Consider the following 15,380-nt stretch of genomic DNA (forward strand, 5'->3'; position numbering starts at 1 on the left):
TCAACACTGGACGTGTAAAAACTTACGCCGCTAGTTTAAGCACAGCTGCGACGTACATCACTAAGGGAGATCAGCAATGACGACGCTTTCCCTCGCCACGGTTCTGGCCGAGGCCGCACGCCGGTACCCCGAGAAGGTGGCGATCGTCGACGAGGCCGGAGGCCGGATTCCCTATCGCGAACTCTGGGCGCAGACCCGGTCGTACGCCGCCGGTTTGACGGAATTGGGCATCGGCCGCGGCGACACGGTGGCCGTGATGATCCCGAACGTGGGCGACTTCCCGCGGGTCTACTACGCCGCGCTCGCCGTCGGCGCCCGGATCGTGCCGGTGTCGCTGCTGCTCAACGCCGAGGAGGTCGGCTACGTGCTGGCCGACAGCGGCGCGAAGCTGCTGGTCACGCACTCGGCGTTCCTTCAGGTCGGCGCGGCTGCCGCGGCCGCGACCGGCACCCCGCTGGCGAATGTCGGCCCGCTGCCGGAGGGGCTGCCGCAGTACCCACCGCGCCTGGACCAGATCTCGGCCGGGCTGGAGCCGGTCCGGACCTACGTGACGGTCGAGGCCGAGGACGTCGCGGTGATCCTCTACACCAGCGGCACGACCGGCAAGCCGAAGGGCGCCCTGCTCACCCACCTGAACCTGGTGATGAACGCGGCCGTCAACGTCTTCGACGTGCATCCGCTGACCGGCGACGACGTGGTGATGGGCTGCCTGCCGCTGTTCCACACGTTCGGCCAGACGGTCGGGATGAACGCGACGTTCCGGCTCGGCGGGACGCTGGTGCTGCTGCCCCGGTTCACCGGCGAGGCGGCGATCGAACTGATGATCAGGGAGAACGTCACGATCTTCCACGGCGTGCCGACCATGTACATCGGACTGCTGGAGGCGGCGGCCAAGGCCGAGCGCCTGCCACAGCTGAAGCTGTGCGTCTCCGGTGGTGCGTCACTTCCGGTGGCGGTTCTGGAGAAGTTCGCGGTGGCTTTCGGTTCGACCATCTGGGAGGGGTACGGGCTGAGCGAGACCTCCCCCACGGCGACCACCAACCAGCCGTCGTTCGGTGCGAAGCCGGGCACGGTCGGGCACCCGATCTGGGGTGTCGAGGTGGAGATCGCCCGCCCGGAGGTTCCGGAGCGCATCGAGTTCCTGCCGGACGGCGAGCTGGGTGAGATCGTGATCCGCGGGCACAACGTGTTCGCCGGCTACCTGAACCGGCCGGAGGCGACCGCCGAGGCCCTGGTCGACGGCTGGTTCCGGACCGGCGACCTGGGCGTACGCGACGAGCAGGGCTTCATCAGCATCGTCGACCGGACCAAGGACCTGATCATCCGCGGCGGCTTCAACGTCTACCCGCGTGAGGTGGAGGAGGTCCTGGCCCGGCATCCGTCGATCCAGCAGGTCGCGGTGATCGGCGTGGCCGACGAGACCCTGGGCGAGGAGATCTGCGCCGTGGTGGTGCTCGAGGACAAGGGTCTGTCGGAGGACGAACTGATCGAGTGGTCGAAGGAGCGGCTGGGCAAGCACAAGTACCCGCGTCAGGTGCGGTTCGCCGAGTCCCTGCCGCTCGGGCCGAGCATGAAGGTCCTGAAGCGGGAGTTGCGCAAGCAGTACAGCTAGCTGCTCAACAGCGGTGGCAGCTCGGCGACGATCGGGACGTCGGCGGGCAGCCACGGGACGGTGTCCAACTGGTCCACGGTCAGCCAGCGCAGGGAGCGGTGCTCCAGCGCCTCCGGGACGTCGCCGCCGAGCAGGTCGGCGACGTAGACGCGGAGCACGGCGCGACCGTGGGCCAGTGGCACGTCCGGGCCGATCCGGCCGCCGACCTCGACGCGTACGCCCAGCTCTTCGGCGCACTCGCGGGCCAGTGCCTGCTGCTCGGTCTCCCCCGGCTCGACCTTGCCACCGGGGAACTCCCAGCGCCCGGCCGCCTCCGGTGGAGAGCTGCGTTCGCAGGCGAGGACCCGCCCAGCGGTGATGATCACAGCCGCAACGATCACCCTGGGTGATGACGCCGGCTTGACGTATTGTTCGGGCCGCATGCGATCCAAGATCTCACGAAAGTTCATCGTTCAGGTTGCCCGCTGGTGCCCTGATCGTCACGCAAACACGGATATGTGGGCGTGGACACGGGTGGCTGAACCGACGAAACTGTGGGGCACCGACCATGACGATCCGGCGACAGTTCGGCCACAAGCCGGCAACGACGCTAAGGGGGGTGCGGAGTGCGGGCGAGAAGACGCCGGGACACCGGCTCGGACTATCTCAGCGACGCCTTGGCGTTACTCGGCGGATGGACCCGCGACGGCGTCCAGTTGCGCCGTGATCTGGCGTGTGACGACAGTCAGCACGCGGCCTTGACCGAACGTATCAAGGTGGCTGCGGACACTCTTCACATACGACCAAGCATCCGGCGAATCAACGGTCACACACAGATCTGCCTGGGCTCGCAGGACGGTACAGCCATCACCGACGGTGAGGTCACCCTCGCGGCCCGGATCGAGGATTTCTATCGCACCGTGGTCGAGAGGCCATGATCCGGGCGGACTACGCTGCGCCGCATGACTGACGTGGTGTACGACGACAAGGGCCAGCTCGAGCAGATTCAGAGTGGTCTGCTGGAGGGCGAGCAGGTCATCGCGGTCTATGACGCGATCGGCACCGGGACCGGCTTCATCGGTCTCACCAACCGCCGGATCATCATTCAGGACCAGTCCTACGTCGGGAAGCGGTTCGCGATCACCAGCATTCCCTACTCCAAGGTCAGCAGCGTCAGTGTGGTGAGCAACAAGAGCTGGGCCGGCCAGTTCTTCTCCTCCGGCACCATCGCCATCGCGGTCGGCACGACCAGCTACGAGATCGAGTTCCGTGGCTCGGAGAAGGCCCACCACGTGCACAACCTGATCCTCGGCCAGGCGTCCTGAGTCCGGTCAGCGCCCGCCGACCGCCTGCGTGAGATCCCATACGTACCGGCGGCCGGCGGGTTTCTCGTCGCGCCACACCACCTCCCAGCGGCCGCGGGGGTCGCGTTCGGGTTCGGCGAACCGTCCGTACCCCTGCCGCTCCTTGACGCTCGGCGGCTGATCGCTGTCCGGGAAGCTGAAGGTGACCTGGAACCGGGTGAACGCCGACGGGGTTCCGCTCGCGGTCGGCAGCCGGTCCTCCCAGACGAGCTGGTCCCAACCGCGTTCGCGCAGCGGGCCCCACAGTCCGCGCGGGCGGTATTCGACCTGCCACTCGGTGGGGGTGGTCATCGCCGGGTCGAAGATCAGCCAGACCCGTAGCAGCCTGCTCTGTTCCAGCGGCAGCGGCGTGATGGTGCCGCCGACCGGTCGCAGCGTCTTGAACGAGATCTCGTCGAGCCGGGTGATCCGGTCGGTGTCGGTCGGCACGATCGGCCGCATGGTCCGATGGGTGACGAGCGGCTCCGGGGTGGTGATCCGTTTCTCCACGATGCGGTCGCTGTCGTCGTCGGCGCCGATCGTGACGAGCACCTCCAGGGTCTCCTGGAAGAGCGGCTTCTCCCGGTCGCTGATCCGCTGGATGGCGTCGAGGTAGTGCTGGTGGCCGGCCTGCTGGAGGGTGAGCAGCCGGGAGGCGTCCTGGAGGTCGGTCCTCAGCTCGCGGATCTTGACGACGAACGCGAGCTGCCACAGCCGGACCACGAAGTAGAGCAGGCAGGCCAGGAAGATCGCGGTGAAGGCCCACTGCGCGAACCGCAGGGGTATTCCGGTGAGCTGTGCGATGCCCGACGTCAGGCCGATGAGCACGACCGAGACGTTCAGGGTGCCCCTGAACAGGGTGTGAGAGATCGTCGGAGTCTCCGGCATCGTCCCAATGATGGCGAAACGATCGTTACCGACAAATCCTCATAAAGAGTGAATGGCATCGCCTGGGGACGGCTGTTCGCCTGATATCCGTTGACCGATCAGTGGAACGGTCATGCCAGTCCGGCCCACCCGCGACTGTTTTTCGCGGGTATCCCTTGCCTGCCGTTTCCGGCCCGCCGCATGCTACCGGGAGTTCCACCAGAATCGATCCTCGACCCCCCGGAGGCGATCCGCGGTGCTGACCCACCTACAGAGGCCGTTGACCCGCAGATATCGGACCGAGTTGTTCGGTCACGACCTCGATGCTGTGTCGATCATGGGCGGGGGTGAGGGCGGGCAGCCGCGGCGGCGGTCCCTGATCGGCCACAACGCCATCTTCGCCGCGGCCATGCTGCTCTCCGCGGTGCTGGTGGGTCTCGCCACGGTCGCCCTGCACTGAGCCGGCGTTGCGGCGAGACCACGCGCGTCAGCTTCCGCCTTCGCCGCCCTTGCCGGTCCGGTCGGACATGACTCTCCTCCAACGAACTGATGGACTCCGGAAGTCCCAACGCATCCAGCCTAGGTCAGGACGCGGGTCGGTAACGGCGTCTCCAGCACTGTGCCGTCCGGGGTGCGCCGGAGTTCGTACCCCCGTGGGCCCTGATGGTCGGCGACCGCCTCGGACAGGGACGTGCCCCGGAAGATCAGCCCCGCGCCGTCGTCGGTGGCGTAGCCGTCCGGCAGGGCGCCCGACCCGATCAGTTCGTGCATCAGCGGCCGCCGCCGGTCCTCGGCGTCGTAGTGCACGCCGTTGCTGAACGGCAGGAACCCGAGCCCGTCGGTGAAGCCGCGCAGCTGCGGGCCGAAACTGTCGGTGCTGCCGCCCACGTGCCAGCAGATCGAACCGGCCGACACACCGCCGAGTACCACCCCGGCCTGCCAGGCCTCGTGCAGGATCTCGTCGACGCCGTGCACCCGCCAGACCGCGCACAGGTTCGCGACGCTGCCGCCGCCGACCCAGATGACGTCCTGGGCGAGCAGGTGGGCGCGGATGTCCGCGACGTTCGGCATCGGGAACAGCTGGAGGTGCGACGCCCTGAACCCGGTCCCGGCGAACGCCGCGTAGTAGGCGGCGATCCGTGGTTCGGCGTCGCCACCCGCCTGGCCGAGGAAGCAGAACCGTGGCGTCTTCGTGTTCGCCAGTTCGGCGGCGAGACGGTGGACGGCGCCCGGCCGCACGTCGAGCGGTCCGCGACCGCCGGATCGCAGGAAGGCGCTGGTGGCCAGGATGGTGGGGACGTCGGCGGTCACCGCAGCATCATCGCGCACGCGTCGGTGGTCTCCAGGACGAGATCCGCGATCAGGTCGATCGCGGAGCTCAGCCGGACCGGATCGCCGTCGACGGCGGCGAACACCGCGTCCATCCGCGGCTTGAACCGCTCCGGCGCGCCGGGGAGCGCCGCGGCCGCCGCCACCGCGCCCTTCTCGTTGATCAGCCACCGTCCGGCGGCGCCGTGCAGCGCGTGCGCGCACACCCCGGCGATCCGGAACAGGCAACCGGCGACGTACGCGCTGTCGCCGCGCGACACCGCCTTGCGGGCCACTCCGATCAGGAAGTCGGCCTCCCACAGCCCGGCCACCAGAGCCTCCGCCAGCGGTCGCGGGAAGACCAGCGCGCGGCGCCGCAGCCGCTCCAGCTCCCCGGTCGGATCAGCGAGGATGCGGCTCAGGGCCAGCTCACCGGGGTACAGGAAATCGGGCACCCCCAGTGGATGGCCGGCCTGGACGTGGAACGCGTAGCGGCCCTGCTCGGCATCGGCCCAGCAGCGGTGCACCCGGTCGGTGTCCCGGTAGAGCCAGTCGACCGGGTGCCCGTCGATCCGCAGCCAGCCGCCGCCGTCCACCCACGGTCCCCAGTCACCGGTCGCGGTCACCCCGGCGCCCGGCCCGGCCATTTCGACGGCCAGTTCGCCGAGCCGCCCGGTGTCCAGCGGCGTCCGGTAGTAGAGCCCCAGGTCGGTGTCGGAGTCCTCGGTATGCGTACCGCGGGCCCGGCTGCCGCCGAGGACCACCCCGATCACGCCGGGCACGGTCAGCAGCCGGTGGGCGAGATCGGTCAGGCCGGTGTCGGTCAGCGCCATCTCGTTACCGTGTGCCCCGGGCGGGCCCGGACGCAACCACCGGTGACCGTCAACACAGTGTGGCGGGTTCCCGGTAGGCCCCGTCCCGATCCTCCTGACCCTCCAGGCTCTCCAGACCGCCCGGTCCCAGCAGTTCCAGGTCCTCATCGGCGATCAGGATCCCGCCCGAATCCGAGTCCGCGGTCACATCGGCCCAGGGCGCCGCCGGGGCGACCGGGTCCGTCGTTCCGTCGCCCGGGCAGGCCATCGCGGTCCGGCCGAACGGCAGGCAGATGCCGAGGATCGCGTCGCACTCCACGCCGGGATCGATGTGGCGGGCCGATCCGACCACCACGACACGCTTCTTCGGCTGCCGGGTGACCGTGCTGCCGAGCAGCCGCCGCGAGGTCTGCCGGCCGTCGATCAGCGTCACCAGGTAGCGCAGCGTCCGCTCGCCGGCCGCGCCGCGCGTCTCGACACGGCGGGTGCCGCGGAGCATCGACGGGTCCCGGATCACCTTGGTGTCGAACGGGATGGCGCGGGTCTCGACGTCGGTCCGGGTGGTGACGACCGGTGCGGCCGCCGCTTTGCGCAGGGCCGGGGCCTGAGCGAGGGTACGGTCGCGGCGCGGCCCGGTGCGGTCGGCGCGATCGTCGGCGGTCCGGGCCCGGCTGAGCTGATCGGCAGCGGCCGCGATGTGGGGCGCCGGTGCCCTCCTGTTCGGTGCGGGCGCGTTCCGGCCCGGTCCGGCCTGCTGATGATCCGTCCCGGCCTGCTGATGACCCGTTCCGGCCTGCTGATGACCCGTCCCGGCCTCGCGCCCCGGCCCGGTCCGCCGGCCCGCCCCCGGCGCTCCCCGCCCCGTCGCGGGAGCCGCCGTGCTCTCGCCCCCCGTTGCGACGCCGGCCGGTGCGGGGGCCGGGGCCGTGGTCTCGCCGTGCCGCGGTGGCAGCGGCTCGGCGGCGGCCGCGGCCCGGCTGACCACCTCGGGGTCCTCCTCCAGCCGCGGTGCGCCGAGATCGGGCCCGACGTCCTGGCCGGAGACCCCGGACGAATGGGGAGCGGTCATGGTGGAGACGGCACCGGCCACGCCACCACCGACGATCACGAACATCGCGCACGCGCCGGCGGTCATCCGCACGCCGAACGGCAGTCGGGCCCACCAAGACTTTCGTGGCATTTCGAGCAGATGCTGCCAAGAGTCACTAGTTGTCTGGTTTTGCACCAAAACATTGTTACTTCTCGGGGCCTGCAGGCAAGTCAACGCCGGTCACCCGAAATGCTGACGCCCACGCCCCGAGACCATTCCCACACGTTGCTCCGGCGAGGCGCAAAGTCGGCGGCGACCTGCGGGTGCGCGGCCACCGTACGATCGACCCCATGCCCGCGCCCGCACCACTCAGCCCGGACGAGGAGGCCGTGATGCGCGCCCTCGGCCGGTTCCTGCTGGTCATCCCGCGCGCCCTCGACGCCGACCTGATGCGCGAGCAGCGCATGTCCGCCAGTGAGTACACCGTGTTGCGCCACCTCTCCGAGACCCCCGGCCACCTCATGCGGATGAGTGAACTCGCCACCGCATGTGACATGTCACTGAGTGGCATGACACGCCTCGCCGCCAAACTCGAATCGCTCGGCTGCCTGCGCCGCATCCGCTGCGAGGAGGACGCGCGCGGCGCCAACGCGGTCCTCACCGAGAAGGGCATGGCCCGGCTCCGCGAGGCCTGGCCCACCCATCTGGCGAGCGTCCGCCGGCACATCTTCGACCACCTCGACGGCCTCGACCTGCGCCACCTGGCCAGGGCTTTCGACGCGATGGCCGCCGAGCACTGATCCGTCCGGCACTACTCGCGCGCCTCTCCCGCGTTTCGCGCCGCCGGGATGGGCCGTCCCGATTGCGATGATCTAACCGTGCTGAACGCTGCCCCCGACGAAACCCGGACGGCCCCGGGCGCCCTCGACCGCATCGCCACCGTCGTCTCCGAGGTGCTCGCCCCCGCGGTTCTGGTCGCCGTACTGCTGCTCACCGTCGGCTGGCACGCCGGCGACACCCCCGGCGTCTCCCGCTGGTGGGGGCTGCCCGGGGCCCTGTTCGCCGCGGTCATCCCCCTCGGCTACGTCCTGCACGGCGTACGCCGGGGCCGACTCACCAACCACCACATCCCGGAACGCGCCGACCGCCGTATCCCGCTGCTCTTCGGCACCGCCTCCCTGATCGCCGGTCTGCTGCTGATGCTGGCGCTGGGAGCGCCCCGCGAGGTGCTCGCGCTGCTCACCGCCGGTGGCGTCGGCCTGGCCGCGTTCGCGCTGGTCACCCATTGGTGGAAGATGTCGATCCACGCCGGCGTGGCGGCCGGCACGGTGGCCGCGCTCACCGCCGTCTACGGCGCGATCGCCCTGCTCGGCGTACCGCTGGTGGTGCTCGGATGCTGGGCCCGGGTCCGGCTCACCGCGCACACGCCGGCCCAGGTGGTCGCCGGTGCGCTGGTCGGCGCCCTCATCGCCGGTACGGTCTTCCCGCTCCTGCGCTGACCTTTCGGTCCCCGGCCCTTCGGTCTCCGGCCTTTCGGTCCCCGACCTTCGCCTCCCGGCTTTTCTGACGCCGGACCTGCCTTACCGGCACCTCAGCTCCGGCGCTGCTCCCCGTCGCCCTCACCGGCGGCATCCAGGCCGTGAGCGGTCAGTGTCGCGTCGAGCATGCGTTCCTGGTCGGCCGGTGGGAACGCGGCCGGGTCGGCGGCCGCGTAGACGGCCACTCCCTCGGTCATCGCGATCAGCGCCAGGGCGACGGTGGCCACCCGCCCTGCGGTCCACTCCGGAGCGGCGGCCGCGGTGAGCCGCTCGACCCGCTCCCGCCACGCCCGGTTGTTGCGCCGGTGCTCGGCGATCAGCTCGTCGTCGGTGACCGCCGCGGCCAGGAAGCCCATCCACACGATCGCCTCCTGCCGGGTCTGCTCGTCGAGCGCCATGCCTTGGAGCAGGACGGCCCGCAGCGCCGCCCGTGGCGAGCCCGCCTCAGCCTCCAGTGCCTCGACCCGCGCCCGGGTCACCCGGTGCAGCAGCTCCCGGGCGTGCAGCAGGAGCGCCTGCCGGTTCGGAAACCGGTGCATGACCAGCCCCGTCGTGCATCCGGCGGCGGCCGCGACGGCCCGCACGGTGAGCCGCTCCAGCCCCTGCTCGGCCAGCACGCTCCACACCGCCCGGGACAACGTCTCCCCCTGCGCGGACCGATCCGCCGTACGTGACACGCGTCGCACCCCTCTTTTCGTAACGGCTGTTACCGTAACATCCGTTCCGAATGGAGGATGCCATGACCTGGACCATCGAACCCCGCCCCTGGGACGACCCGGCCGGCGCCGCACTCCGGGCCGCCCAGCGGGCCGAACTCGACGCCCGCTACGGCACCGGCGACCACGAGCCCGGCACCCCGCCGTCCGCCGCCGACATCGACCTGTTCCTGGTCGCCGTGGACGCCGACGGCACCCCGATCGGCTGCGGCGCCCTCCGCCGCCTGGACGCGACGACCGCCGAGGTCAAGCGCATGTTCGTCGCCCCGGCCGCCCGCGGCTCGGGGGCCTCGACCGCCATCCTCCGGGCCCTGGAATCGGCCGCCCTGGACCGGGGCTGGACCACGATCCGACTGGAGACCGGCCCGGCCCAGCCCGACGCGATGCGCTTCTACCAGCGGGAGGGTTACCACGAGATCCCCCTCTTCGGCGCCTACGTCGGCTCGCACCTCTCGGTCTGCTACGAGCGCGCGCTGACTCTCAGCAGTCCGCTACCCTAGTCTCATGACCGGTCTGCCCGACTGGATGCACCCACCACGTGCGGAAGGCTGGTTCGCGGAAGACCTGGACCGCCTCCCTGAGGCTCCTCGGCACACCGAACCCATCGACGGAGCGCTCGTCTTCAGGATGTCGCCACAGCGGGCCTGGCACAGCCGTCTCGTCTCCACTCTCCGGCAGACGCTGGCGGCACAGGCACCGGAAGGCTTCGAGGTCGATCAGGAGATGACGATCCGGCTCGACAAACACAATCGGCCGGAGCCGGACGTTCTGGAGACCAGCGCCGCCTACGATCCCGACCGCACGTATTTCACGCCGGACGAGGTGCGGCTCGTCGTCGAGGTGGTCTCCCCCGAATCAGCCCACCGAGACCGCACGGTCAAGCTGCGGAAATATGCCGAGGCTGGCATTCCGCATTACTGGCGGATCGAAGACGAGAGCGGATCACCCGCCGTCCATGCTTACGAGCTGGACGAGCCGACCAGGGCGTACGTCGCGGCCGGGATTCACCGGGGCATGCTTCGCCGGCCGGTTCCGTTCGACATCGACCTGAGCGGCCTCATTCCACGAAGATGAGCCGCGGGCAGGCCATCCTCACTCACGCTCGGCCGACGAAGTCGCAACGAGAACTCACACCGACACAAGCCGGACACGGTCGCCGCAGAGCTTGGCCATGTCGTCGAGGCCGGAAGTCAACATGACCACAGGGCGGTGCTGGCGCATCGCAGCCTCGGCGACTGCCGCATCAATCGCGTACTTATGCCCGTGCAAGCCGGCATCCATCAGCAACTTTGACGCTGCCCTTGCTTCCTCGTCACCGATCGGAATCACTCGCAACCCAGAAAGTACCCAGTTCAGGCGCACCTTGTGGGTGCGAACGTGGACGGCCTCGATGATGGTGAGCGCGCTGATCACCACCTCCATGCCACGCGAGCGCGCCTCGGCAGTCATTGCCACCACCTGCTCGTCGTCCGAGAGCAGCTTCGAGAGCCCCTCGCTGTCCAGCACCAGCGTTCCTTCGTGGATCAGCCTGCGGCGGGCCACTCGCCCTCCTCGGCGAACACTCCGTCGAAGACCTGCCGCGCTCGCCGACGAGCCTCCTGGGAAACCGGCCCCTTGCGGCTCTCGTAGTCGGCCAGATACTCGTCGAGCACCTGCCCGCGCAACTCCCGCTCGACCGCCTCGGCAATGAACGCGGAGAACTCCCGCTTGCCCACCCGCGCCCGAATCGCCTCGGCCGTCCCCTCTGGCAGCGACAGACTCACCCGCGTCGCCGGCCCTTCGCCGATGCGGTAAACCGCTTCGCTCATCACCCCAGTGTGTCAATCGAGTAGGAAAGTGCCACACAGGCGTAGCCCACCGGGCCGGGCCGACGCGGCAGACGTTGACCCGCGATCAGACGTTGAAGCGGAACTCGACGACGTCGCCGTCCTTCATGATGTAGTCCTTGCCTTCCATGCGGACCTTGCCGGCGGCCTTCGCGGCCGACATGGAACCGGCGGCGACCAGGTCGTCGTAGCTGACGATCTCGGCCTTGATGAAGCCGCGCTGGAAGTCGGAGTGAATGACGCCGGCCGCCTCGGGGGCGGTGGCACCGACCGGAACCGTCCAGGCGCGGGCCTCCTTCGGGCCGGCGGTCAGGTAGGTCTGGAGGCCAAGCGTGTCGAACCCGACCCGGATCAGCCGGTTGAGGCCGGGCTCGGACTGACCGGTCGACTGGAGCAGCTCCAGAGCGTCGGCCTCGTCGAGCTCGATCAGCTCGGACTCGATCTTCGCGTCCATGAAGACGGCCTCGGCGGGCGCGACCAGGGCACGCAGCTCGTCGAGGAACGCCGCATTGCCCAGCTCGGTCTCGTCGACGTTGAACACGTACAGGAAGGGCTTTGTGGTCAGCAGGTGCAGCTCGGCCAGCAGGTCGAGTTCGATGCCGGCCGGGCCGGCGCCCTGGTAGAGGGTGACACCGTCGTTGAGCAGCTTGAACGCGGCCTCGGCGGCGGCCACCGTGGCGGCCTTCTCCTTCTTGAGCTTCGCCTCTTTCTGGAGGCGGGGCAGCGCCTTCTCGACGGTCTGGAGGTCGGCGAGGATCAGCTCGGTGTTGATCGTCTCGATGTCGTCGGCCGGGGACACCTTGCCGTCGACGTGCAGCACGTTCGGGTCGGAGAACGCGCGCACCACCTGGCAGATCGCGGACGCGTCGCGGATGTTCGCGAGGAACGCGTTACCCCGGCCCTGGCCCTTGGAGGCGCCGCGGACCAGACCCGCGATGTCGACGAAGCTCACCGGCGCCGGCAGGATCTTCTCACTGCCGAACAGCTCGGCCAGCTTGCCCAGCCGCTCGTCGGGCAGCCCGACCACGCCGACGTTGGGCTCGATCGTCGCGAACGGGTAGTTCGCGGCGAGCACGTCATTCTTGGTCAGGGCGTTGAACAGGGTGCTCTTGCCGACGTTGGGCAGGCCGACGATTCCGATGGTGAGGCTCACGGAACGCCAGTCTACGCAAGCGTCAGCGGAAGAACTCCCGCAGAACGGCTGCGACCATCGCGGGCTTGCCACTGTCGTCGGCGGCGTGATGCCCGACGCCGGTCAAGGTCACCCGCCGCACCCGTGGCAGGACGGGCTCCAGACCGTTCAAAACCCCTTTGAGGTACGCCGGGGAGCGGTCGCCACCCAGCAGAAGTGTCTCCGCGGTCACCGACCGGTAGGTGCCGAGTGGCCCGGCCGCATCCTCGACGACCGCCGCGTCCAGGCGCATGGTCGGGATCAGCTCGCCGATACGCCTGCCGTCGCCGGCCCGGATCGCGATGCCGAGCAGCGGGATCAGGGCCGCGCGTGGTGCGTACCGAAGATCGCCTGTGCCCTTCGCGGCCGTGACGAACGCCGCGGCCCGGCGACCACGGGAGAGCTCCTTCTCGAACCGCGGCAGCCACGCGACCGGGTCGTGGTCACCGTACTTCAGCGGCGGCTCGTAGAGCGCGAGCCGCTCGATCGGCAGCTCCATCGCCGCGCGCAACGCGATGACCGCGCCGGAACTGAGGCCGAACACGTTGCGCGCGCCGGTCTCGTCGAGCACCGCCGCCAGGTCGCTGATCTCGTCACGCAGCCCGTGGCCGGGACCGGCGGGACCGCTGCGCCCGCGACCACGCCGGTCCGGGACGTAGACGGTGAAGTCGCCGGCCAGCGATCGGGCCAGTTTCGTGAAGTTGGCGGAGCTCTGCATGCCGCCGTGCAGAAGCACGACCTTGGGCCCGCCGCCGAAGGCGCGCCACCGGATGTCGGTCCTTGCCGCTTGCACCATCATGCTGTCAACCGTAGTTGACGCTTTCCGACTCGTCAACCGGAGTTGACAGCCGCCTGCCTCGGTAAGTCATCGCACTTCCCGCCCCGGCACGGTCATGTCCGAAACCCGCCAGCTGAACCGGCCCCGCCGGGAGCAGACTCGACGACATGGAGCTGGACTTCGAACACTGCTACCGGGCCGTCGACAGCCGTGACCCGCGGTTCGACGGCTGCTTCTACACGGCCGTCCGCACCACCGGCATCTACTGCCGGCCGTCCTGCCCGGCCGTCACCCCCAAACGGCAGAACGTCACGTTCTACCCCAGCGCGGCAGCCGCCCAGCGCGGCGGATTCCGCGCCTGCCGCCGCTGCCGGCCCGACGCCGCACCCGGCTCACCCGAATGGGACACCCGCGCCGACACCGTGGGCCGCGCCATGCGCCTCATCGGTGACGGCGTCGTCGACCGCGAAGGAGTACCCGGGCTGGCCGGGCGGCTCGGATACACCGAACGGCACCTCAACCGGATGCTCACCGCCGAACTCGGCGCCGGGCCCCTCGCGCTCGCCCGCGCCCAGCGCGCCCAGACCGCCCGGATCCTCGTCGAGACCACCGACCTCGGGCTCGCCGAGATCGCGTTCGCGGCCGGGTTCGGCAGTGTGCGGCAGTTCAACGACACGATGCTCGAGGTCTATGCGCGGTCGCCCAGCCAGATGCGGGAGAGGCAGCCCGTGGGCCGGGGCGAGGCCGGAGTCGTCAACCTTCGGCTCGCGTACCGGCCGCCGCTGCATGCCGGCTCACTGCTGTCGTTCTTCGCCGGACGGACACTGCCCGGCGTCGACGAGGTCACCGACGGGGCCTATCGGCGGGGGCTGAGCCTGCCGCACGGGGGTGCGACCGTCTGCCTGCGGCCCGGCGACCGGGTCGTTCATGCGACGTTGCGGCTCGACGACGTGCGCGATCTGGCGCCGGCGGTCGCCCGGTGCCGGCGGCTCTTCGATCTGGACGCTGATCCGGTGGCCGTCGATGGACTGCTCGGGGGTGATCCGGCTCTGGCTCGGGTGGTGGCGGACGAGCCGGGGGTGCGGGTGCCGAGAGCGGTCGACGGGTTCGAGATGGCTGTCCGGGCCGTGGTGGGGCAGCAGGTGAGTGTGGCGGGGGCTCGGACCACGTTGGGGCGGATCCTGCGGGCGGCGGCCGGTTCCGTCGCTGCCGGGGAACCTGTCCCCGTGGCGTGCCCGGTCTCCGTGGGGGAACCCACCCCCATCCCCCAAACCGATACCGCCACGCGGCTCGCCGGTTTCCCGGCGGCCGACGTCATCGCCGCCCTGCCGGACACCGCCTTCGGCATGCCGGCGGCACGCCGCGCCACCATCCGGGCCCTCGCCGAGGCGGTAGCCGACGGCAAGCTCGACCTCGACCCCACCGCCGACCGGACCGAGACGGTGAACCGTCTCACCGAGCTGCCCGGCATCGGCCCTTGGACCGCCGGTTACGTCGCCATGCGCGCGATCGGCGACCCCGACGTCTTCCTTCCCACCGACCTCGCGGCCCGCCGCGGCGCCGAGGCACTCGGCCTGCCCGCCACCGCGAAAACCCTTTCGTCGTACGCCGAGCGCTGGCGTCCCTGGCGCTCCTACGCCCTGATCCGTCTGTGGCGTGCCGCGTAACCGAACCTACCCGTCGGCGGACCGCGCCGATCGGTTGTCCACATTGCTGAAAGCGCGGTCGCGGTTGTCCACAGGTGGGCCACTTCCGAGCCCGCCGGCGGCGAGAACGCGTCACGCTGTATGCCCCCACCGAGGAGGAAACGATGTTGCTCCATTCGACTTTGGACAGCCCGGTCGGCCCGTTCACCGTGGTGGTGGCGAAGACCGGGGCGGTGCGCGCTGCCGGTTTCACCACCGACGTGGCCGAGTTGCTGAAGCTGGTGCATCCGGTGCTGCTGGAGCCTGCGCGGCCGGGTGACCCGGGTGCGGTCGGCCCGGCCGTCCGGGCATATCTGGAGGGTGACCTGACCGCGATCGACGCGATCGAGGTCGAGCAGCACACCGCCGGCGCGTTCATGTCGCATGCATGGCAGGTGATGCGGGGCATCAAGCCGGGCGCCCCGGTGACGTATACCGGGTTCGCCGGGTTGTCCGGCCGGCCGGCGGCGATCCGCGCGGCGGCGGCGGCCTGTGCCCGCAATCCGGTGGCGTTGTTCACGCCGTGTCATCGGGTGCTGCGGACCGACGGGTCGCTCGGTGGCTACCGCTGGGGCCTGCACGTCAAGGAGTGGCTGTTGCGGCACGAGTCGGCGGCCTAATACTGCAACCCGGTGTTGCGACTTGAGCAGCGGTCGCTCGTTGACTGGTCATGTTGGGTGGGGCGGTGCTCGCGGAGTGGCAAGCGGGTCTGGAT

The 15,380-nt window shown here is 70.1% G+C and carries 20 protein-coding genes; 10 read left to right on the forward strand and 10 right to left on the reverse strand.

Translation table 11 applies throughout. The features are described from left to right. Positions 1-76 precede the first annotated feature (76 nt). Positions 77-1,612, forward strand: coding sequence for a long-chain-fatty-acid--CoA ligase (locus tag BC793_RS09740; protein WP_109591396.1), 1,536 nt, complete (start codon positions 77-79; stop codon positions 1,610-1,612). Here the strand turns inward: BC793_RS09740 and BC793_RS09745 are convergent. After that, on the reverse strand, positions 1,609-2,034 hold the full coding sequence (locus tag BC793_RS09745) for a (deoxy)nucleoside triphosphate pyrophosphohydrolase (protein WP_203896053.1): 426 nt from the start codon (positions 2,032-2,034) through the stop codon (positions 1,609-1,611). The two genes, BC793_RS09740 and BC793_RS09745, sit on opposite strands and share 4 nt — an antisense overlap. 183 nt (positions 2,035-2,217) lie before the next feature. Here BC793_RS09745 and BC793_RS09750 point away from each other — a divergent pair, with 183 nt between their 5' ends. Then, positions 2,218-2,529 (forward strand): 4a-hydroxytetrahydrobiopterin dehydratase, encoded by a 312-nt coding sequence (locus tag BC793_RS09750; protein ID WP_109591400.1) that lies wholly within the window; start codon positions 2,218-2,220, stop codon positions 2,527-2,529. 24 nt (positions 2,530-2,553) lie between these two features. Then, positions 2,554-2,916 (forward strand): PH domain-containing protein, encoded by a 363-nt coding sequence (locus BC793_RS09755; protein ID WP_109591402.1) that lies wholly within the window; start codon positions 2,554-2,556, stop codon positions 2,914-2,916. Positions 2,917-2,922: 6 nt separating this feature from the next. On the opposite strand, the gene BC793_RS09760 is transcribed toward BC793_RS09755, so the two are convergent. Then, a complete protein-coding gene (locus BC793_RS09760; RefSeq protein ID WP_109591404.1) occupies positions 2,923-3,822 on the reverse strand; it encodes a hypothetical protein in 900 nt (299 codons plus the stop codon). Between the two features lie 259 nt (positions 3,823-4,081). Between BC793_RS09760 and BC793_RS09765 the strand changes: the two genes are divergently transcribed. Continuing rightward, complete coding sequence (locus tag BC793_RS09765; protein WP_239169737.1) at positions 4,082-4,261, forward strand: hypothetical protein; 180 nt, start codon at positions 4,082-4,084, stop codon at positions 4,259-4,261. Positions 4,262-4,380: 119 nt separating this feature from the next. On the opposite strand, the gene BC793_RS09770 is transcribed toward BC793_RS09765, so the two are convergent. Genes BC793_RS09770 through BC793_RS09780 form a run of 3 tightly spaced genes read right to left on the reverse strand, consistent with a single transcriptional unit; the run spans position 4,381 to position 7,101 of the window. Beyond that, positions 4,381-5,112, reverse strand: a complete 732-nt coding sequence (locus tag BC793_RS09770; RefSeq protein WP_109591408.1) for a Type 1 glutamine amidotransferase-like domain-containing protein — start codon at positions 5,110-5,112, stop codon at positions 4,381-4,383. Next, a complete protein-coding gene (locus BC793_RS09775; protein WP_109591410.1) occupies positions 5,109-5,942 on the reverse strand; it encodes a nucleotidyltransferase domain-containing protein in 834 nt (277 codons plus the stop codon). The genes BC793_RS09770 and BC793_RS09775 overlap by 4 nt, the downstream gene beginning before the upstream one ends. Positions 5,943-5,991: 49 nt before the next feature. Beyond that, positions 5,992-7,101 (reverse strand): G5 domain-containing protein, encoded by a 1,110-nt coding sequence (locus BC793_RS09780; RefSeq protein WP_146246214.1) that lies wholly within the window; start codon positions 7,099-7,101, stop codon positions 5,992-5,994. 200 nt (positions 7,102-7,301) lie between these two features. Here BC793_RS09780 and BC793_RS09785 point away from each other — a divergent pair, with 200 nt between their 5' ends. Continuing rightward, complete coding sequence (locus BC793_RS09785; RefSeq protein ID WP_239169738.1) at positions 7,302-7,751, forward strand: MarR family winged helix-turn-helix transcriptional regulator; 450 nt, start codon at positions 7,302-7,304, stop codon at positions 7,749-7,751. Between the two features lie 78 nt (positions 7,752-7,829). Then, positions 7,830-8,450, forward strand: coding sequence for a phosphatase PAP2 family protein (locus BC793_RS09790; protein ID WP_239169739.1), 621 nt, complete (start codon positions 7,830-7,832; stop codon positions 8,448-8,450). A 92-nt stretch (positions 8,451-8,542) separates the two neighbouring features. Here BC793_RS09790 and BC793_RS09795 read toward each other — a convergent pair whose 3' ends face one another. Then, the gene (locus tag BC793_RS09795) at positions 8,543-9,166 is read right to left on the reverse strand and encodes a TetR/AcrR family transcriptional regulator (RefSeq protein ID WP_109591414.1); all 624 of its coding nucleotides are present in this window, start codon (positions 9,164-9,166) and stop codon (positions 8,543-8,545) included. Positions 9,167-9,228: 62 nt separating this feature from the next. On the opposite strand from BC793_RS09795, the gene BC793_RS09800 reads away from it, so the two are divergent. Both BC793_RS09800 and BC793_RS09805 read left to right on the forward strand, forming a co-directional pair. After that, positions 9,229-9,705, forward strand: a complete 477-nt coding sequence (locus BC793_RS09800) for a GNAT family N-acetyltransferase (protein WP_109591532.1) — start codon at positions 9,229-9,231, stop codon at positions 9,703-9,705. A gap of 4 nt (positions 9,706-9,709) precedes the next feature. Beyond that, on the forward strand, positions 9,710-10,279 hold the full coding sequence (locus BC793_RS09805) for a Uma2 family endonuclease (protein ID WP_109591416.1): 570 nt from the start codon (positions 9,710-9,712) through the stop codon (positions 10,277-10,279). Positions 10,280-10,333: 54 nt separating this feature from the next. Here the strand turns inward: BC793_RS09805 and BC793_RS09810 are convergent, their stop codons facing one another. The 4 genes from BC793_RS09810 to BC793_RS09825 form a co-directional block, all read right to left on the reverse strand. Beyond that, entirely contained in the window at positions 10,334-10,747 is a 414-nt protein-coding gene (locus BC793_RS09810) for a DNA-binding protein (protein WP_109591418.1), read from the reverse strand. Beyond that, positions 10,729-11,013, reverse strand: a complete 285-nt coding sequence (locus tag BC793_RS09815) for a hypothetical protein (protein ID WP_109591534.1) — start codon at positions 11,011-11,013, stop codon at positions 10,729-10,731. The genes BC793_RS09810 and BC793_RS09815 overlap by 19 nt, the downstream gene beginning before the upstream one ends. A gap of 85 nt (positions 11,014-11,098) precedes the next feature. Next, on the reverse strand, positions 11,099-12,184 hold the full coding sequence (ychF, locus tag BC793_RS09820) for a redox-regulated ATPase YchF (RefSeq protein ID WP_109591420.1): 1,086 nt from the start codon (positions 12,182-12,184) through the stop codon (positions 11,099-11,101). 22 nt (positions 12,185-12,206) lie between these two features. Continuing rightward, positions 12,207-13,001, reverse strand: a complete 795-nt coding sequence (locus tag BC793_RS09825) for an alpha/beta fold hydrolase (protein WP_109591422.1) — start codon at positions 12,999-13,001, stop codon at positions 12,207-12,209. Between the two features lie 146 nt (positions 13,002-13,147). Here BC793_RS09825 and BC793_RS09830 point away from each other — a divergent pair, with 146 nt between their 5' ends. Both BC793_RS09830 and BC793_RS09835 read left to right on the forward strand, forming a co-directional pair. Further along, the gene (locus BC793_RS09830) at positions 13,148-14,647 is read left to right on the forward strand and encodes a DNA-3-methyladenine glycosylase 2 family protein (protein WP_109591424.1); all 1,500 of its coding nucleotides are present in this window, start codon (positions 13,148-13,150) and stop codon (positions 14,645-14,647) included. 143 nt (positions 14,648-14,790) lie between these two features. After that, a complete protein-coding gene (locus BC793_RS09835; protein WP_109591536.1) occupies positions 14,791-15,285 on the forward strand; it encodes a methylated-DNA--[protein]-cysteine S-methyltransferase in 495 nt (164 codons plus the stop codon). The last annotated feature ends 95 nt before the right edge of the window (positions 15,286-15,380 follow it).

The sequence above is a fragment of the Actinoplanes xinjiangensis genome, from assembly GCF_003148685.1.
Lineage (GTDB): Bacteria > Actinomycetota > Actinomycetes > Mycobacteriales > Micromonosporaceae > Actinoplanes > Actinoplanes xinjiangensis.